Here is a 19,122-nt window from a genome sequence, read left to right as displayed (position 1 = left end):
TAAGTATAGATGCGGAATAAGGGACAGGATGAACAGTAAGAAGTTAGTTGAAGGGCTCAGCGACTTTGGGTTTGTTTATGGTTTTGGGGAAGACAAAGTTCCGGCACATCTAACTATTCAGGACGGTAAAGCCAAGCTACTCCTGCTCGGTCTTGCTGAATCTTTTGAGGATTTCTCAAACTACGGCAAAGAAGAAGTTCCAGATTTTGCCCAATTTCGCAGTAATGGAGGCAATGCTTCGCTCTCCCACATCAGAAGGGCCAATGGTGGTGCTTTAGTTTTGCCAAGCGGCATGAATACTATGGCATTTTCATGCGACCGTATAGTCAGGAGCTCTGCTCCGCTTGCTTATGAGTCTGTCAATGGTATGAGTTCCCGTTTAGAGGGATTTGTGCAGTGGTCTGGTGTCCAGGTTATTAAGCAGTCCTTAGAGTTTCAAGAAGGTAAGGGTTTTTCTTCTGCGCTTCTGAAAGCCTCATTGGTTGATGCTATTGATTTAGGCTCAAAGTTCTCAGCTTCTGCTTCCCCTGGGGTGCAGCTACCTGGTTATTCTGGTAGGCATCAGGGCGAATTTACTTATAGAGATAGTACAAAGCTTCGCACCTATACCTCTGAGTTGAGGACCTGGGAGGAGCACCAGAGGATTCATCGAATGTTTCAGGATTTGATGTGCTTGGTTTATAACTATCCTTGTTCTATAGAGCTTGAGTCTGTGGTCAGGGAGGATGACCAGCCCGAGCTTGCGGCAAGCACAGATAAGAAGCTCTGGGTTGATGCTTTCGCCTCGGTGTTTGGTCGCCAGCGACATTTTGATCCTAAGAAAGACTTCTCAAAAACCGGTCCACTCTTTTTGTTGGAGGATGCTGATAGAGATCTTATTGCGGAGTGGGTTGATGATTATGAGAAGTGGTCGCGCCCTACCTGGATTGCGGTTGAGACGATTTTTCAGCCACATCTGGCGGCAGAAAGCCGCCTCATTCAGATAGGTGTTGCACTAGAAGCCTTAGGGTATGCAATTTGGCTCTACGATGAGAACGACGGATATGCACCTGAGTGTGAAAAAGCAGGAAAAAGGCATAGATGTGATTTTATTGGCTGCAACAAGCCAAATGCGTCCAGATATTTTAAAAGGGTTGCAGAAAAACTACCGTGGTCTGACTTAGGCATTTCAGATGAACCGGACGCCGAGACTTGGGCAATTAATTTCAATGAGGTTTACAAAGGCTGCAAGCATGCAGATAACCCCTTACCTGATGGATTAGAGGCGCATGAACGCGCTAAGCAGGGTTTGGCAGTGATACGGTGCTGGCTAGCGAAGAAGTTAGGTGTTGCAGATGAAACACTTATCAAGAACAAAGACAGACTGAAATATTGAGTGTGCTCCTGAAAAACAGGAGTACACCGTCACTATATCGAGGTCGCTTCACAAGGAGCTCCGGGGAAGAAGATAGCACTAACGTAAACTTACTGACCCTGCCACGAATTGCCCACAACGAGCGCAACGAATCTTGCAAGAAAACTAGTTTGGAATTTACCCTTGCAAAGCTATGTATAAGATTTTTAAATAAATTATAAAGGCAACTATCTATATTTAATGGTTGTGAGATACAGCTCCATCCCTTTATTTTTTAAATTATTTTTTAGATTATTTATTGTAATTTTTCTTAGATAACTCATAGATAATATATTAGTTCGAGAATCTGAAAAACCATTCACATCTAAGGCTAGACATAACACAGTCTTAAAATTCTCCTTTTTGATTAAACCAGAGTATGAATTGAGGTTTCCTCTAATATTACGCATTGAGCCAGATGTAACTTCATTGTTTAAAGTTTGAGATGCAATGTTTCCAGTTGCGAAAATTAATTCATAGTCATCAGAAATATTACCATCATTCAACATTGAAAATGTACTATTATATGCCTGAGCACAAAGATGAGATATATTCGCCGGTCCCTTACTTGACCCTGCATCTTTTTTAACATGAATCATATATCCATCGGCAGAAAATAAATCACATATCTCATAGGCAGTTTCATTTCTATCTGGTTTATAAAGCACTTGATCTAGAGATAGAAATTTATTCTGTATCGAAGGGATTGATTGATTATAATCTAACTCTCTTTCATCAACTGAAGAGTCCCAGTCTTTACCTAGCAATCCATCGATGTATTTAATTTCCTCAAGACTTCTATCTAAAATCTCAACAGCTCCCTGAGGAACTCTGTATATATCTCCACAAAAATAAATATATGTATTGCTACTTATTTGAACTTCAGCACGAAGAATTGATGATACTTTAACAGAATGCTCATCCGCCTGAGTATCATAATATAAATGTCTTACCTGAAAAAACTCTTCAATCGAAGATACACCTATATTTAATATATAGTTTTCTTCTTCGAGAGTGTCCGCATCTTCAAGATCAAGAATATATTCTTGTGTGCCACTATTCAGACCTCTGATAATTTCAAGAATGATATCTTCATAAAGTTGTGACCCCTTTGGGATAGACTCAAGGCTATCTAAGTACTCATGCTCAGATTTATAATCGTCTCTATAATAGTAGTTATTCAATAAACTAATATCTGAAATCAAATCCTCAATATTAGGGCAGTACTTGGATGATCCAAAAGTAATACCCGACGCACCGGATAGCTTTATTTTATTTAATTGACTACTGGAAAATAACTCATCCCTGACTTTAAATTCACCAGATATTTTATTTGTCAATTCTGAATCTGAATCAATTTTGAATTGAGTAAACTCTCCGGGACGATAGATTCGACTTGATACTAAACGCCCATTCAAACTAATTTCTTTAGCAGCTAGATGCAGCAGCTCGTCTTTATGGATTAAATTAGCTACTACCTTAAGGCCAAAGTCTTCAACCCTAATATCACCAGTGACCCTCCATGCTTCACCCCATGTAATTAAAAAATCAGATTCATTATAATTAATAAAATATTTCTCCAGATTATAATTATTGATAAATAGTGAACAATCTGCACTTTCTTCACTTGCAGGAAAATTAGCATTTACTCTATTGATAAACCTTAGGTAAATCAGCCCACTCGTAGTGTTTTTCTTTTCAAAATTTATTGATTCTCTTGGAACGTCCGACAAAGAAAAGAAGTCGCTACCCCACAGGGGATCACCTGGACTTGTTCTATTGACCAAGGCAGACCAAATCAGGATTTCTTTTTCTGGATCCTCTCCATTGGGAATTTCTTTCTTTGTGTATTTATCTATTCCACAAACTAGATTATCATCATCGTAATGCCTACTCTCCGAAGAATTTAAATTTATACATTCTTCATCATGTCTAATCCCTAAAAGGGTATGGAAATCAATGATTTTTTCTTCAAAACTTGATTCTGATGTTGCCAACTTATAGATATTAAATTTCATACAGTCATCCAATCAAGTTGCGGACAAGGAGGTCGCGGGTTTCGGTGAGAGAAACGTTCTCGGCAACTAACCTGCGAATCATAGTAGTCTCCTCTTCTAACATATCAGGAATCACAACACTGGACTCCAAGATATCCTTCGGAGAAACACGCTGATGGCTTGACGAAGTGCCACGCGCAAACTCCGACAATTTCTGAGACACCCGCGGGTCACGACAAACCGCCCACAAAGTACCCAGACTTACGCCATCCCGCGGCTCCAAAACCACAAACTCCGTCGACGCAAAATTATACTCCTCAGAATCAGGCTCAACCATCCAAATACGCGGAGTCCCAGGATTCAACTTAGAGAACAAAACCACAGGTCTACTCACAACAAACTTGCTGCTCCGAATAGAACCAGCCTCCTCCACAGCAGGCACAGTACCAGCGTCAAAAGCTGGTAAACTATAGTGCAAAACCAGTCCTTCAGTAGCTTTTGAAGGCAACAACTGATTCTTAGACTGAATAGCCAAATCACTAATCTTCACAGATTCAGCACCCTGCGTATGCGCTTCAGCCACCCGCGCGTCAACCAACTCTGTAAGGGTCTCAATCAGGCAGGAATTCGCCTCAATCTTGTCATCCAAAGACCCCAAAATCTCAGCCACACGTCGCTGCTCTGAAAGTGGTGGAAGGTTACCGATGTCTAGCTTAGGAATATCCTTGACATTCAAATGTGCAACAGTTGAGCCCTCAGACCAAACCTGCATCAGCCGTTGCATTCGCGGGGATATTAGCTTGTAATGCAGATATCTTGGAACACACAATTTCTTATTCACTTTGAGCAGCACGGTGCGTTGTCCCAATGCAACCCTGACGTTTCCTACTAGCCCCACCTGACCAACTGGTGCTTCACGAGCAAGAATTAAATCACCCGCTTCTGGCTCTCCCCTCTTAGTCCATTGCAGATAAGTTTCTTGAGAAATTGGTTTAGCTTGGCTGTATAAAATTCTGCCCTCTTTTAGATGAGGGGTACCAACAGAGTACGCGTAGACTTCTCCTATGGTTTCTGGAGCTGTTTTATGCTCACAGTCAATGATTTTATCTAGAACGTCGCCCAGCTTTGCTGAAGTCATCGCTACTTCACCTCGCCTTCTGCAACCTCAGCTGCGGTGTCCTGCCCCAATTCATCGTCCTCGCTATCAACAGGCACCGGCGGCAAATCCAAACTCGCCAGATTCTTCTGCACCACCTCAGCAAGACGCTGAGACTCCGCAAACTGCACACTCAACTTCTCACGCAAACGAGCAATACGAATCTCAACCGGCTCGCCGTCCTCAACTACAGCCGCAGACCCCACAAAACGCCCCGGAGTCAAAGCCCAATCCTCAGCCTCAACATCCTTCACAGATACAGACCTCGTGAAACCAGCAACATCCTCGTACTCACCCGTATTCAGCTCCGAATCAGTACCGCGCCAGCGATGCCAGGTACCCGCAATCTTCGCAACGTCCTCATCAGAAAATACCCGAGTCGTCCGGTCAACCATATGGCCCATATCGCGGGCATCAATCATCAAAATCTCGCCCTTGCGGTCATTCTTACCGCGCTTACCAGCGCCCTTATCCTTGGCAAGAACCCACACGCACACCGGAATCGCAGTACCCAAGAAGAGGTTGGCAGGAAGGGCAATCATCGCAGCCACAGCGTCACCCCGCACCATCTCCTCACGAATAGTATTCTCACCACCCGTATTAGAGCTCATCGAACCGTTTGCCAACACCACAGCCGCAGAGCCGCCCGCATTCAACTTGCTCCAGATATGCTGCAACCAGGCATAATTCGCATTACGCACCGGAGGAACACCAAAATTCCAGCGCGGATCATCAGTACGACGGTCCCAATCCTTCAAGTTAAAAGGCGGGTTAGCCAGCACATAGTCAAAATTCGTGCCCGCATGCTTATCCTCGGTAAAGGTGTCAGCCCAACGATCACCCAACTCACCAAAAATACCGTGAATCGCAAGATTCAAACGCGCAAGGCGCCAGGTTTGATCATTAAGCTCCTGACCATAAACCATCAGAGCAGGCTCATAGCCCTTCTCCTGCTTAAAGTAGGCACCGTGCTGCTCCACAAACTTCTCAGACTGCACAAACATGCCACCTGAACCACAGCAGGGATCATAGAGCTTGCCATCCACCGGCTCCAAAATATCAACCAGCGTTCGCACCACAGACCTCGGAGTATAAAACTCGCCACCACGCTGGCCCTGCTTGGCCGCAAACTTCCCCAAGAAGTACTCATAAACCTCACCCAACACGTCCTGAGAAGAACGGCCAGTCTGCTCACGAATACCCTTAAAGTCAGCGTTAGAGAACAAATCAATCAGGCCAGCAAGACGGCGCTGATCCACGTTCTCCTTGTTATAAATCTCGCTCAGCGCACCACGCAAACGATCATTCTGCTCCATGATCTCGCGCATGGCCGCATCCAGCACCTCACCGATACTGTCAGTCTTAGCAAAGTTAGTGATGTAGCCCCAGCGAGCTTTCTCAGGCACAAAATAGACACCCTCACTATAGAAAGAATCAGGATCCTGGAGGGAAACCTCTAGCTCTTCGTCGAGCGCTGCCCCCTCATAGCCATCATCAATTAGCTCCTGCTTAATCTGCTGTGCACAAGCGTCAAAACTATCACTCACATACTTAAGGAAAATCAGGCCCAACACGAAGTTCATGTAGTCCGCCGCGTTCATCGAACCACGCAACTTATCGGCGGCAGCCCACATCATATCGCGCAGTTCCTCCGGGGTGGAGGCAGAGGAATTACCCTTCTTCACAGTAGCCATTAGATTTCACCTTTCATCAGTAAGCTTTGGTGCAAGACTACCAGCTCTGATTTTTCCTATGCATCAACATATAGTGATACGGAGACGTATCGATAGCCACAATATTTTACGAAAATTTGATTGAGCCCTCCGCCAGGCCCCCCAGGGTATTTTTCTCAAGAGACTCCAGGGCCAGCAACTGCTCCCACAGCAATAACTTCTGCTCTCGCACCTTCTTCAACTGCTGGTCCAACCGATCCACCTGTTCATTAGACACATCGCTCAACACAGCATTCAGCAACTCACCCGAAACACGAGCCCTCAGCCAGCTCACCTTCGATGCCCCACCTCGCACCTGAGCATCAAGCGCAGCCTGTACTAACCCGGCAAAAACCTCCAACCGAAAATCAGGCTGAACCCTGCCCGGCAAGTTCCGCCTCACAATAAAGACCGGAGACTTAGCCACCATCAAACCACCACGAACCGCATAAACAGCCGGTTGCGGGCCCTCACAAACCAAAAGGTCACCGTCTTGTGCGATCTCAAGATTCAGCATATCTATTGCGCTCAAAGCATCATGCTCAGCAGGTAAAACGCCCATCTGGCGGTAATGCTCCATAGCCTCAACATCAACAACCCGCACAGTACCTTCACCAGAAGAACCCCCAGCATGCTCAGCTAGCTTCTGCGCAGTCATGCCAGCAACGCGCCGCAACTGACCGTCCTCGCGAGCGCCCCCAAGCGTCCTCGTAGAGGAGCCAGAAACAGAATCTACCCACCAATCCAATGAAAACCTGGGGTACACAGCGCTGTTAACACGCTCAACATCCCGCTTAATACCCGACACCGCATCTGGAATACTAGACGCCCGTGAAGACAACTCCACTACAGCGTCAAAACCAAACTCTCTAATGTCTTCCCAACGTGCACGCGCGCCGCTCACTAGGTGATGCTCGCCAGAAGCGCTCCGGACCGCCGATTGGCGGCTCTCCACCACCAAAGACTCGATATCATGCAAGGCTTCTTCCCGTGCTTCCCGCTGAAAGGCATCAAACTTCTCAGCAAGATCAATCACGCCAATAAGAGGCTTCTGCCCAGAACCGCTCCTCCTACGATTCTCAAAAACACCCAACATCAGCCGAGCACCAGACTCATTCACTAACTGCTTCTGGCCACAATTCACCAAAGCCAGCAAATGCCCAGCCTCAAGCACAGCCTGACGCGGCACATCCTCGCTCGCTTTAAAAGCCGAACCTAGAACCTCTGACCTCCCCAGCACCACAACGGGCACACCAAGGGGAGCGTCCAACAGTAAATCCTCAATATCAGACCACTGTTGCACACTATCAACCGTAGATTTGGCGAGGGGTAGCACTGCAACAACCAGAGCAGGCTCCCGGCCAGACCCACCGCTCTCAGGTACCAGCAGAAGCTCCTCATCCGCCAAAAAATTCAGCAGCCTAGCAAAATCGCTACCCCCAGCTATTCCTGCACTAGTGAGGTGCAGGTTCCGCCGGAAGTCCTGAGTCAACGCCATATTCTGTGCCACCTGCACAGTCAGGGCCGAGTCAACACCAGAAGCAAAATGCAGCCTCACATCACCAGCAAAACGCGCACTGATACTCCGCAAGAATCCACCCAACTCACCAGAAATCTGCTCGCCAAGCTTCTGGCGCACCATCACCAAGGAAGAAAAAAGGTGAACGTCCCCCAACACATCACTAGAGAAACGAGCCAATACATATGCAGGGCACATCAAAAGAGCTAAATCTTCTGAATCAACTTTCAGCATAAAAGGCCGCATATTCCCCACCGTTTGGGGAGAAGCCTCTGCATAGCGCCGTAACAGGGCCACAGGGCGTTCCCCGGCAATAGGCTCAACCACACGAAAAACCAGTACCAGGGTCGTCAGCGACTGAATCAGCTGCTGCAACTCAAGATTCTTCTCAAGAGCCGGAGCCACGCTAGCCTCAACAGCAGCCTGCACCAGCATCTCCTCAAAAGATCGCTTTGCCTGCTTTCGATGTGAAGCCCACACTGCAAAATCAAAAGCATCATAGAGCGTCTCCCGAGATGCAAGGCCCTGCTCTACAGCACGCGGAAAATCGTTATGACGTGAGGCCCACGTAGAAATCACTGGCCGTTTCACACCAGCAACACGAGCTGCCTGCGAAGCATTCAATCTCAAACCGGAAAAAAGAGAACGAAGCTGCCCCATATTATGCTGCTCAACAATGCTAGATGTCATGCATCGATTCTACTCATGGGGTCAGACAGGCCCCAACGGAAAACTAACTACTCGTAACGCGTCGTCCGCCCCTGGCCAACAAGCACCATGGTGCCTTCTTCGCGAAGCTCCTCGAGAACTGACTTAGCGGTACCCACAGCAACCCGGCAAATTTCGGCCATATCACCAGATGTAACAGCACCAAAATTCTCTCGCCAGTCCAAGGCAACTCGCTTCATCTTCCCCCTGTCCTTTAATAGGTATGGAACTAGAGGAGAGAAATCTCTTCCTACGTTACCGGCAAGGAACCGCCCAACCTTCTTACCCAGAATCCAGGCCTCCTTGTAGGACTGAATCAACGGTTCCCCTTCAAAGGTGCTTTGCAAAGTAGCCCTCAATGCCAGCTCCCCCTCTGCTTCAGAACACTGAAGTGCCTCAGCAACCGACGCAACCGAAACAAAAGCATGCCGCATCAACAGGTCAAGCACCATCGTCACCTTAAGGTCATACCGTCTCGGTTCGGGGAGGATAGACTCAAATAATTCCAGCACAGCCATGGTGGGCTGCCCGCCAATCAGAAGGCACTCCACATATGCGCCTTCAACGTCATAGATCTCAGGGCGCCTCAAACCCAGCATCATCATGGACTGGTACATACGATCCACACCCACGCCCTGTTTTTCCACCAAACCAATAGCGCGAAATAGGTCAGAGAGAGCCGGGTAACGGGCTTCCCGATTACTCAAAACATTGCTTGCATTCACAGACCCAAAAAACCCACCAGGACTTCTCACAAGCAAAGAAAAGTCAAGGTCAACCCATCGAATCTCCGTGGGCTCAGATCTATTCCAATCTCGATGAACCACCCCGTTAAGTAACGCCTCACGCACAGCAGACTGAGGAATGCGTCTATACCCTTGACGCATAAGACCCACAGTCAATTCCGTTTGGGTATTGAAATTTTTAATGGTTTCCTCAATAAAACTGATTTGCTCAAGGAGAGAGTACCCAAGAGGCGCCTCAACCCTATTGAGAATAGACCCACCGGTAACATCAAAGGCAGTGAAGTTAAGATAGCTTCTCTCTGACGCACACAATAAAAGCCGACCGGCTTCTGAAAGATAACCATCGGAACGAAGCGCGCCGATCTTCCGCAAAATTTGATCAAGGCTCTCGGCATCTTCACTACCCAGAAGATTCCTTAGAAGACGCTCTGTACCCGCACCTACGTCCTGAGGGCCAGCTGCGCTTTTCTCCGCCATGGTATCTACAGTTCGTGTGGAATCAATATACTGCCACCATTCCGCACGATCGATGGGGCTGCAGCTGTCGCCCACCCTCCAACGGAGTCTATCGCTGGTATCCGCAACAGGCTCACGCGCCTGAGCAACATATATAACAAGCAAACGAATACCAGAAATAGTATGCACAACGATATCCGGAGCTACCTGAACAGCATTGTTGATGCGCTGACGCAACCAATCAACATCAAGTTCAGTGCCGATTAGCTTGCCAGTTCCGTCTTCCACACCCAGTATGAGAGCACCGCCACCAGGAGAATTTGCAAGACAGGCCACTTCATCAGCTAACTTTGTTGCAGCCTCAGGGTTTTCTGCGTTACCTGGGAGTATTTCTCGCCCGTTACGGCGCCCGGCTTCTTCCTTGAAATCAATAGTTTGGCTTTCCCGAGTCTTTGTTAGATGCCCTTGCTGGTAAGACGCAAAGATACCTTCGACAGCTTCTTCTAGCTGAATACGGGCTAAGTGGTTCATGCCTGCCTCCGTGTAAGGGTTTCGGGTTCCTACCAGTTTAAGCCCACTTACAAGAATTTTGACAGATTGGAGGGGTATCTAATCTATCAAAATTTCGTTAACCTGGGAGATTTTGACAGATTATCAGGCTATCTAATCTATCAAAATTTCACAAAGGTGGACTACTTTGACAGATTAGCCACCCCTCCCCACGCTCACCCCACAAATCACCCAGTTTTCCAATGGAGCCACGGAATCTGTTGTGTAAGCCCAAACTTTAACGAGAGAAAGCGAGCCCCTTCGGCTCGCTTTTCTCAAACACACACATTTCTCGCGGCCCTCACGGGCGGGGAAACCCTATGCGAAGAAAGACTTCCCCTTCTGCACCTGCGAAGCCTCAAGAATAGCCGCCTGCTGCTCCGGAGTATAGGTAGCATCAACGCTACGAATGGCCTCACCCAGGTCGTAGGCGTCCTGCTCGGCCAGCAGCTGGGCGGAATCAGCCAGCACATCAGCTACCCGGGCCTTCAAATCAGCCGCACTCGCCAAGCCGTCCTCCTGCAGCACCAGCTGCTCACCAGCGTCCGCATCCGGCTCAGCGCCCGGTTCTGCGGCGTCCTCTAGCTCAAAGAGAGCGAAGCCGTAGCGGCGTTCGTCCCCAATATAAAAAATGTTCAGCAGCAGGGTAAAGACGCGACCGGTCAGGTCGATGTAGGTCTTCTCAAGTTCGGCGGTCTCTAGCCAGAGGCCATCGACCTCAGCCGGGGCGTCGTACTCAAAATCGTAGCCAAAGTCGGTAGCCAGGGCGTGGGCCAGCGGGCCAATGCCGTAGTCGGGGCGAGCCATAGGGTTCCTTAGGGTAGTAGGGCGGACGGACGCCGGGCGGCTAGTCCATATCGCGGCCGGCGGTTTCGGGCACCGCGGCGCGCGTGAAGGCAATCAGGCCAATGCCGATGACGGCGAAGACCGCAAACGTCATGCCTAAGCCAAGGGCTGCCACCATCTGCGGGAAGAAGAGGGAGACCATAAAGTTAGCGATCCAGGAGACAAAGGTAGCCACACCCATACCGGCGCCACGCACGCGAGCTGGGAAGACTTCGCTCATGAGCACCCAGGTCACCGGCGATACGGCACCCTGCTGGAAGACCAAGAAAATAATAGAGATAAAGAGGGTAGCCCAAGGCCGAGCGGACGCGTCCAGCAGCTGCGAGGTAGCAGCTAGCATGACCAGGGAAAAGGTGGTGCCTGTCAGGCCGATAGTCAGCACCAGGCGGCGGGGGAAGCGTCCTACAAACCAGAGACCCACGGCGGCACCCAGAACCGACAGCACGCCGTTGGAGATATTGGCGGTCAGGGCAGCATCGGTGGAAAAACCCGCCTCGCGCAGCACCTGGGTGCCGTAGTACATCAGGGCATTGACGCCGGTTGCCTGCTGCACGATACCAATAGCCGCAGCCAGCAGCAGGGTGGTACGAAGAGCCGGGTCGCGCCAGAGCAGCTTCAGGGCACCGCGCTCGGCGGCAGCCTCCCGCTTGTAGCCCGGCGACTCAGGTACCAGGAACATCCCCACAAAAAGCACCAGCGCAGGAATGATCGAGATAGCGAACATAACCCGCCAAATCATCACCTGATGAGCAAAAATATTGCCAATCATCGCGTTGACCACGTAGGCGGTGAGCTGGCCGAATACGATCATGAACTGGTTGCGGGTAACGATCGCGCCGCGGCGGTTGGCGGGGGAAATCTCGGCCAGGTAAATCGGCACGACCGCTGAGGCGGCACCGACCGCAAGACCTACCAGCACGCGAAAGACGATGAAGATACCCAGGCTGGGTGCAGCGGTAAGACCCAGGGAGCTGGCGGCAAAAACTAGAGCCAGCACGAAGAGTACGCGGCGGCGTCCGAACCGGTCAATCAGCTGCCCGGCAAGGAGTGCGCCGAAAGCAGCGCCCAGGGTCAGTGCGGACGTCGCAACACCCTCTGCCGCTGGGGACAGCCTAAAGTCCTGCTGCAGGAAGGGAAGGGCGCCGTTAATAATTCCGGTGTCGTAGCCGAAGAGAAAGCCGCCCACCGAGATAATCCAGGTGTAGAGGGTGACCCGGCGGGGGTCGGTAGCGTGTGTCATGCGCACTCCTTTGTAGACCTCAGCAATTCTAGCCCTCTTGCCCCGCCCAGGGAACATGCGCAGGCTAAGCCGGGGCGGACGTCCGCGCCCCAGCAAGGTGCGCCCGGCAGACAGCTGCGGCGGTAGGCTAGTGCCATGAGCACCCTACGTATTGATGTGAATTCTGATTCTGGGGAGTCTTTTGGCTCCTGGACCATGGGAGATGACGCTGCGATGATGCAGACCGTCTCTTCAGCCAATATCGCCTGCGGTTTTCATGCCGGTGACCCGTCGGTTGCGCGCACCACCGTGCGGGCGGCGCGGGAGAACAGCGTGACCATTGGGGCCCACGTTTCTTACCCCGACCTGGCTGGTTTTGGCCGCCGCTTCATGGATATGACCGCCACCGAACTCACCGACGCGGTGATTTACCAGGTGGGCGCGCTTGAGGCGGTAGCGCGGGTTGAGGGCGCCGAAGTGCGCTACTGCAAGCCCCACGGCGGTCTCTACAACGCTATTGTTCACCACGAGGTGCAGGCTGCGGCAGTAGCTCAGGCCCTGCACGAGCTGGGTGATCTGCCGATTCTCTGCCTTCCCAACTCCGCGGTGGCCCGTGCGGCTGGCGCCCTGGGCGTTCCTGTTTTTTATGAGGCTTTTGCCGACCGCGGCTACACCCCTGAGGGTACCCTGGTGTCCCGCCGTGAGGCCGGTGCCGTGATCCACGACCCGCAGGCTGTGGCCGAGCGCGTGGTGCGCATGGCTGTGGACCGCGAAGTTGTAGCCGTGGACGGCTCAGTTGTGCCTCTGCAGGCCGATAGCATCTGCGTGCACGGCGACACCCCCGGTGCAGTTGCTCTTGCCCGGCAGGTGCGGGCAGCTCTTGAGGACGCCGGTGCGAACGTCCGCGCCTTTGCCTAGGTAGGCGGGGGGACGGCGTCCTACCCCTATTGTTCTGCCGAATGCGATGTGTTTTCCCGAGCGGGTGTTGCTTTAACGCCCGCTTGGGAATTCAAGTCACATTCGACGACGCGAGCCTTCACAAATTCCAGCCCTCACCAACTTTGCACGCAAGCGCTCAGGGTGCACCACAATGTCTTCCCACAAAGCGCGCACTACGGTATACCCCATGCTCTCTAATTCGTGCTGACGACGGCGCTCGTTCTGAACCACGTCCTCTGCTGCCTCACCAAAAGTACCCGCATACTTGACCTTGCCATCAACTTCTAAAATGACCCGCTCTTTCTCCCACAAAAAGTCAGGTCGGAGAGTTCTTCCACCAACCCATAAAGGCACCTGTTCCGCAGGTGGCGCAAGACCCCACATCAGAATCCAATACCGAGCAACAGTCTCCAGCGGTGACTCCGCCTTCGTACTCATCAAACGAGCCACCTCACGCGCCGTACAAACACCACGACCGCTTAACTCCCTCAAGTGCTGGGCTAAAACCTCATAATCAACCAGTCGGCAATGCAAAAAGTAATCGGCAATGCAGAGGGCATCAATCACCGGAAGCGTCCGCGCGCAATCGATAGCCGTCTGTAGCGGCGATGTCACCCGGGCTCCCCGATGAAACACTGCACTGTCGCATTCCTTCTGCCGGTTGCGACTGACCTGCACCCGCCCCCGAGATTTGACTGAATCGTGCGGATGGCTCACCCATATTTTGTGCGGTAACCGCAGCACAGGGGCACCCCACCAGAGAGCGGCAGACACATGGCTTAACACATACCCCCGATTTGTTTTCATGAAAGCCACATGCCCGGCTAGACACCTATCGGTATTGCTTAGTGAGTCCCATAAAGCTGTCTTTATATAGGCGTTGTGACCGATTTTGAAGAGCTCTCCCCTGGTGTATTCGCGGCTTACACCGGAAGTGCTCTTACCCAGGTGTCTAAGCTCAACCGAAGTTTTAACAGTCTCAAACAAGTGTTCCATGGGTTAAAAATGCCCTATACGGTGCGTCTCTACTAGCCGTTTTCTACCATCTGTGGATAACTTTGAGGCCTAGCTGCGGAGGTTTGCTCAGGGCGAGAAGTATGACGTCAGTGCGTCAAGGTTTTCCACAGAGATAGAGCCGTTGAGCGGCGCTTACCCCGGCACAGAGCATTCCAAAAAATGGCTTCACCACCGAATGCGACTCGTCTTCCCGAAAGGACGTTAAAACAACACCCGCTCGGGAAAACAAGTCACATTCGCCAGAGAGAACAGTCACAACGAAAGCGCAGCTTGCGTGGGCGGCGCCACATCTGCCAGAATTGTTGAACAATCCTGAGTGGTGGTTGAGAGCTCTCCGTTTACTCCAACCACCGACAGGCCGTTCAGCACAACCGGGCAGAGAGGGGCGCCATGACCACCGCACATACACCCAGCGGGCGCACAGCCAGCAAGCGCGACGCCACCATCTATACGGTCAAGCCCTTCGGCCTACTAGCCGTTATGGTTGACTGCCGAACCCTCGAAAACGCCCTGCACCTGCACGGCCACCTGCAGCAACACCCTGCCGCAGGGCAGACCGAGCTGGTCCCGGCGGCCCAAACAGTGCTCGTCCGCTTTGAAACCGCCCAGCAGGCCGCTGACTTTCTTGCCGCACCCGACCTGCCGCAGGCGTCCGGAGATGTACGCACCCACGGCCGCACGGTCACCATCCCGGTCATCTACGACGGCCAGGACCTCACCGACGTCGCCGCTCACCTGGGCATGAGCGAGCAGGCGGTAATCTACGCCCACACGACCGGCCACTGGTCAGTTGCCTTCGCAGGCTTCGCCCCGGGCTTCTTCTATCTGCACCGGCACGATAATGTGCTGGATATTCCGCGACGAGCCACCCCGCGCACCTCGGTGCCTGCCGGGTCGGTGGGTCTGGCCGGGGACTTCTCGGGCATCTACCCCCGCACCTCCCCCGGCGGCTGGCAGCTAATCGGTCACACCAATGCGCCCCTCTGGGACCTCACCCAGAACCCGCCAGCCCTGCTAGAGCCGGGCATGCAGGTGCAGTTCGAGGCGGTGCGGGAGCTTATCTCTCTCGAGCACAAGGACGCCCCCGTCCACCTCTCCGAGGACGAGCAGGCACCTGCCCGACCCGTACTTGAGGTGAAGGCGCCGGGGCTGCAGACTCTCTTCCAGGACGGGGGACGAGCCGGACTAACCCACTGGGGTGTCTCCCCCTCTGGGCCTGCGGACCGGGCTGCAGCAGCTGAAGCTAACCGTCTGGTCGGTAATTCGGCTGGCGCCACCGTACTCGAAAACCTCGCTGGCGGGCTGAAGCTGACCGCCCTGGCCGATGTGGAGCTAGCCCTGACCGGGGCAGATACCCCGGCGCAGATTACCGAGGACGCCCCTGGGCAGGTCACAGATCCCGCAGAAGGTTCAGCCCCGGCGGCAAAGATTCCCCTGACTGTGCCTTCCTACGCCCCCTTTGCCCTGAAGCCCGGGCAGACCCTCACCCTGGGCACACCGACCCGGGGCTTACGCACCTATATCGCGGTACGCGGAGGGTTTGCCTCTAGAACCGAAGCGGCAAGCACCTCCCGCGATACTCTGGCTAGTCTAGGCCCCGAACCTCTCACCGCGGGCGAACAGCTCTCCCTCGCCAACCCGCCCGTAGCGGTGGTGGCTGATCCCGCGCCAGCTCTGCCCCTGCCGGATCCGGGCACTGTATTGACAGTGCGAGCGCTGCCCGGGCCGCGTGAGGACTGGTTTACCCCCGAGTCTCTGGGCCGCTTCACCGAGGTGACCTGGGAAGTCTCCCAGTCCAGTGACCGTATCGGGGTCAGGCTGATTTTGGCTGACGTTGTGCAGGAAGCCCCGCTGGGGCAGGACGTCCTGAGCACCCCCACCGACGGGTCCGCAGCCCCCCAGCCCACCGACGTCCTCACCCGGGCCGTGACCCGGGAGATGCCCAGCGAGGGCATGGTGGCCGGGGCAGTCCAGGTGCCGCCCAGCGGTGAACCTGTGGTCTTCCTGGCCGACCACCCGGTCACCGGCGGCTACCCCGTGATTGCCACAGTACACCCGGCTGACCTGCGCCTACTGGCCCAGGCTCCGCCCGGCACCCGTCTGCGCTTCACCCTGCTAACCCCACTCCAGACCACCCCTACCCTGACCGAAAAGTGAGCCCCCGTATGCGTAAAGTTCTCGTTGCTAACCGTGGCGAAATTGCCGTCCGTATTATTGGCGCCTGCGCCGCCCAGGGTATCGCGTCGGTGGCGGTCTACGCCGATTCGGACGCCGAGGCCCTGCACACCGCCCTGGCCGATGAGGCCTACGCCCTGGAGGGCACCGGCCCGGCCGAAACCTACTTGGATATAGAGAAGGTGCTGGCGGTAGCGGTAAAGTCGGGGGCTACCGACGTTCACCCCGGCTACGGTTTTTTGGCGGAGAACGCTGACTTTGCCCGGGCGGTCATGGCAGCCGGTCTGACCTGGATTGGTCCCGCCCCCGAGACCATCGAGGCCCTGGGCGATAAGGTCAAGGCCCGCGAGCTGGCCCAGGCGGTGGGAGCTCCCCTGGCCCCCGGGTCGGACGGCCCCGTCGCCTCCCCCGAAGAGGCCCGCGCCTTTGCCCAGGAGCACGGGCTGCCCTCCATCATCAAGGCTGCCCACGGCGGCGGCGGGCGCGGTATGCGTATCGTGCGAGAGCTGGGCGAGGTGGAGGACGCCTTCGTCTCAGCTTCGCGCGAGGCCGTGGCTGCTTTCGGTAACGGGGAGTGCTTCATTGAGCGCTTCCTAGAGAAGCCCCGCCATGTGGAAGCCCAGGTGGCTGCTGATTCCCACGGGAATGTGGTGGTGGTTGGCACCCGCGACTGCTCCCTGCAGCGTCGCAACCAGAAGCTGGTGGAGGAGGCCCCCGCCCCCTTCCTGACCGCTAAGCAGCGGGCCCAGATTGAGCGGGCGTCCGCTGAGATTTTCCGGGCCGCCGGGTATGTGGGCGTGGGCACCGCTGAGTTTATGGTGGCCCTCGACGGCACAATTTCCTTCCTTGAGGTCAACACCCGCATTCAGGTGGAGCACCCGGTCACCGAGGAGGTCACCGGCGTTGACCTGGTAGCCTTGCAGCTCGATATTGCGGCGGGCAAGCCCCTGCCCTTTACCGAGACTCCTGAGCCGGTCGGTCACGCCTTTGAGTTCCGCATCAATGCTGAGGACCCCGCTCGTGGCTTCTTACCCGCTGCTGGCCGCATTGAGTCCATGACCGTTCCGTCTGGCCCCGGGATTCGCTGGGACGCCGGGGTGCGCCCGGGTTCTGTGGTCAGCGGGGAGTTCGATTCTATGCTGGCCAAGCTGATTGTCACCGGCCCGACCCGCGAGGTAGCCCTGCGCCGGGCCCGTTTCGCCCTGGCCCAGATGGATATTGCCGGGGTGGCGACCGTCCTGCCCTTCGACCGACAGGTGCTTGAGGCCCCGGCCTTTACCGCCGAGAACGGGGACTTTGGGGTCTACACGACCTGGATTGAGGACGCCTTCCTTCCCTCCCTAGCCCAGGGCGATGGCGCCACCACCGCCCCTGCCAGCCCCGAGGCTGGGAGCGGGGCGCAGGCGTCCTACCGGCAGCCCCTGCTGCCGGTGGGCGCTAGCGTCTTCCCGGGTACCGGCATCACCCGCTTTACCCTGGAGATTGACGGCACCCCGCACCGGGTGGGCCTGCCCGATTCGGTGTTTGCTTCTTTGGGTTCGGGCGCGGACGCCGCCACCCCCGCCAACGGGCAGGGGCAGGAGGGTGCCGGGCAGGTACTGGCGCCTATGGGCGGGGCCCTGCTCAAGTACACCGTTGCCGTGGGCGATGAGGTAGCCGCCGGCGACCAGGTGGCCCTACTGGAGGCCATGAAGACCGAGGTTCCGGTACTGGCTGAAACCGCCGGTACCGTGGCTGACCTCCCCGCCCAAGCAGGCGAGCGCCTAGCGGCAGGTGAGGTGCTGGTGGTCTTTGAGTAAAAATTTTGATTAAAACTAATGACAAGGGGGATCAGCTTATTGCTACCCCAAACCTTGAATTTAGTACTACTTTTCGAGATACTAGAGGCAGTAGAGTTAGCCCTGGTGCCTAGAGCATCACAGCAACTCGACCCCCACTGTGGCTACGGCAGGTGGGGGTCATCTTTTTAAAATTCATACACTCGAGCTATGTCGCTAAGATACTTCTCAAAGTAGTGAGCTGTCATATCGCTGTGGGTTCGAGTACGCCGATAAGCCATGCACATAGCATCGGGAGCCCACAACAGTCTCTCATCCTGTGGAGACACCCATGCTGCTCCGACTTCATCGCTTAGAAGCCCTTCCTTTCGAAGGTATTTCAAGAAGCTTCTATCACGGTTATTATCTTTTCGCTCATGTCGGGCTTCAAAAATAAGTCCTCGCAATGAAGGCACTTCAGGAGTGTATTTTTCTACTAGGTTTTTCATGCAACGACGGCGTGCCTGCTCAAGATCATCGTCCGGGCCAAGATTAACATTGCAGGTAATAAAAGAAGGTTCTCGGTTATCAGAGAAATACTTCAGCATCTCTTCAAAAACTCTCTGCCCCTCATACGTTCGCAACGCCTCAGTGCTATGGAAGTAATCTCCATCCACAATATCCATTAGGTCAGTGCGGATTAGGTCCAATTCTGAGGCTCTAAATTGCACCGCTGTCAGCGCATAAAAACTATTCTCATGAAGCAGGTCGCCAGGAGAGGTGTAGGTCTCATCAAAATAAAGGAATTCACTGTCCAGAGCACAGTTATAAAGACGAACAAGGGATGGGTGAAGAGACCGTGACATAGAAACATTCTAATAGGGAAGAGTTTCGTTACAGCGGTATCAGGTTCTAACACCTAACTTCTACAGC

At 53.6% G+C, this 19,122-nt stretch carries 14 protein-coding genes; 5 read left to right on the top strand and 9 right to left on the bottom strand.

All coding sequences use genetic code 11. The features are described 5' to 3' along the window. The first annotated feature begins 28 nt into the window (after positions 1-28). Positions 29-1,375, top strand: coding sequence for a HEPN domain-containing protein (locus L6963_RS03120; protein WP_237206942.1), 1,347 nt, complete (start codon positions 29-31; stop codon positions 1,373-1,375). 206 nt (positions 1,376-1,581) lie between these two features. On the opposite strand, the gene L6963_RS03115 is transcribed toward L6963_RS03120, so the two are convergent. The 7 genes from L6963_RS03115 to L6963_RS03085 form a co-directional block, all read right to left on the bottom strand. Then, complete coding sequence (locus L6963_RS03115) at positions 1,582-3,411, bottom strand: DUF6119 family protein (RefSeq protein ID WP_237206941.1); 1,830 nt, start codon at positions 3,409-3,411, stop codon at positions 1,582-1,584. A gap of 4 nt (positions 3,412-3,415) precedes the next feature. Then, positions 3,416-4,528, bottom strand: coding sequence for a restriction endonuclease subunit S (locus L6963_RS03110; protein WP_237206940.1), 1,113 nt, complete (start codon positions 4,526-4,528; stop codon positions 3,416-3,418). Between the two features lie 2 nt (positions 4,529-4,530). After that, entirely contained in the window at positions 4,531-6,240 is a 1,710-nt protein-coding gene (locus L6963_RS03105; protein ID WP_237206939.1) for a type I restriction-modification system subunit M, read from the bottom strand. A gap of 106 nt (positions 6,241-6,346) precedes the next feature. After that, positions 6,347-8,467 carry a hypothetical protein gene (locus L6963_RS03100; RefSeq protein WP_237206938.1) on the bottom strand — a complete coding sequence of 707 codons (2,121 nt, stop codon included), beginning with the start codon at positions 8,465-8,467 and terminating at the stop codon, positions 6,347-6,349. 47 nt (positions 8,468-8,514) lie between these two features. Beyond that, complete coding sequence (locus L6963_RS03095) at positions 8,515-10,218, bottom strand: DUF5635 domain-containing protein (protein WP_237206937.1); 1,704 nt, start codon at positions 10,216-10,218, stop codon at positions 8,515-8,517. 336 nt (positions 10,219-10,554) lie between these two features. After that, a complete protein-coding gene (locus L6963_RS03090; protein ID WP_237206936.1) occupies positions 10,555-11,043 on the bottom strand; it encodes a hypothetical protein in 489 nt (162 codons plus the stop codon). A 40-nt stretch (positions 11,044-11,083) separates the two neighbouring features. Further along, positions 11,084-12,322: an MFS transporter gene (locus tag L6963_RS03085; RefSeq protein WP_237206935.1), complete on the bottom strand. Its 1,239-nt coding sequence runs from the start codon at positions 12,320-12,322 to the stop codon at positions 11,084-11,086. A 135-nt stretch (positions 12,323-12,457) separates the two neighbouring features. On the opposite strand from L6963_RS03085, the gene L6963_RS03080 reads away from it, so the two are divergent. Next, positions 12,458-13,219 (top strand): LamB/YcsF family protein, encoded by a 762-nt coding sequence (locus tag L6963_RS03080; protein ID WP_237206934.1) that lies wholly within the window; start codon positions 12,458-12,460, stop codon positions 13,217-13,219. A gap of 96 nt (positions 13,220-13,315) precedes the next feature. Here L6963_RS03080 and L6963_RS03075 read toward each other — a convergent pair whose 3' ends face one another. Then, positions 13,316-13,855, bottom strand: coding sequence for a DUF559 domain-containing protein (locus L6963_RS03075; RefSeq protein WP_237225451.1), 540 nt, complete (start codon positions 13,853-13,855; stop codon positions 13,316-13,318). A 267-nt stretch (positions 13,856-14,122) separates the two neighbouring features. On the opposite strand from L6963_RS03075, the gene L6963_RS03070 reads away from it, so the two are divergent. From L6963_RS03070 to L6963_RS03060, 3 genes are all read left to right on the top strand, one after another. Further along, entirely contained in the window at positions 14,123-14,272 is a 150-nt protein-coding gene (locus L6963_RS03070) for a hypothetical protein (protein ID WP_237199849.1), read from the top strand. 375 nt (positions 14,273-14,647) lie between these two features. Next, entirely contained in the window at positions 14,648-16,414 is a 1,767-nt protein-coding gene (locus L6963_RS03065; protein ID WP_237206932.1) for a carboxyltransferase domain-containing protein, read from the top strand. An 8-nt stretch (positions 16,415-16,422) separates the two neighbouring features. Next, positions 16,423-18,231, top strand: a complete 1,809-nt coding sequence (locus L6963_RS03060) for an acetyl/propionyl/methylcrotonyl-CoA carboxylase subunit alpha (RefSeq protein ID WP_237206931.1) — start codon at positions 16,423-16,425, stop codon at positions 18,229-18,231. Between the two features lie 167 nt (positions 18,232-18,398). Here L6963_RS03060 and L6963_RS03055 read toward each other — a convergent pair whose 3' ends face one another. Further along, complete coding sequence (locus tag L6963_RS03055) at positions 18,399-19,055, bottom strand: hypothetical protein (protein WP_237206930.1); 657 nt, start codon at positions 19,053-19,055, stop codon at positions 18,399-18,401. Between the last annotated feature and the right edge of the window lie 67 nt (positions 19,056-19,122).

It is taken from the genome of Rothia nasimurium (assembly GCF_928392795.1).
Lineage (GTDB): Bacteria > Actinomycetota > Actinomycetes > Actinomycetales > Micrococcaceae > Rothia > Rothia nasimurium_F.
The sequence above is the reverse complement of the archived record's forward strand: the minus strand, read 5'-3'. Positions and strand labels throughout refer to the sequence as shown.

Bases quoted from the DNA above. Each gene is read 5' to 3' on its own strand.
- L6963_RS03100 (WP_237206938.1), bottom strand. From the start codon at position 8,467: ATGACATCTAGCATTGTTGAGCAGCATAATATGGGGCAGCTTCGTTCT.
- L6963_RS03115 (WP_237206941.1), bottom strand. From the start codon at position 3,411: ATGAAATTTAATATCTATAAGTTGGCAACATCAGAATCAAGTTTTGAA.
- L6963_RS03085 (WP_237206935.1), bottom strand. From the start codon at position 12,322: ATGACACACGCTACCGACCCCCGCCGGGTCACCCTCTACACCTGGATT.
- L6963_RS03065 (WP_237206932.1), top strand. From the start codon at position 14,648: ATGACCACCGCACATACACCCAGCGGGCGCACAGCCAGCAAGCGCGAC.
- L6963_RS03105 (WP_237206939.1), bottom strand. From the start codon at position 6,240: ATGGCTACTGTGAAGAAGGGTAATTCCTCTGCCTCCACCCCGGAGGAA.
- L6963_RS03090 (WP_237206936.1), bottom strand. From the start codon at position 11,043: ATGGCTCGCCCCGACTACGGCATTGGCCCGCTGGCCCACGCCCTGGCT.
- L6963_RS03120 (WP_237206942.1), top strand. From the start codon at position 29: ATGAACAGTAAGAAGTTAGTTGAAGGGCTCAGCGACTTTGGGTTTGTT.
- L6963_RS03055 (WP_237206930.1), bottom strand. From the start codon at position 19,055: ATGTCACGGTCTCTTCACCCATCCCTTGTTCGTCTTTATAACTGTGCT.
- L6963_RS03110 (WP_237206940.1), bottom strand. From the start codon at position 4,528: ATGACTTCAGCAAAGCTGGGCGACGTTCTAGATAAAATCATTGACTGT.
- L6963_RS03095 (WP_237206937.1), bottom strand. From the start codon at position 10,218: ATGAACCACTTAGCCCGTATTCAGCTAGAAGAAGCTGTCGAAGGTATC.
- L6963_RS03080 (WP_237206934.1), top strand. From the start codon at position 12,458: ATGAGCACCCTACGTATTGATGTGAATTCTGATTCTGGGGAGTCTTTT.
- L6963_RS03060 (WP_237206931.1), top strand. From the start codon at position 16,423: ATGCGTAAAGTTCTCGTTGCTAACCGTGGCGAAATTGCCGTCCGTATT.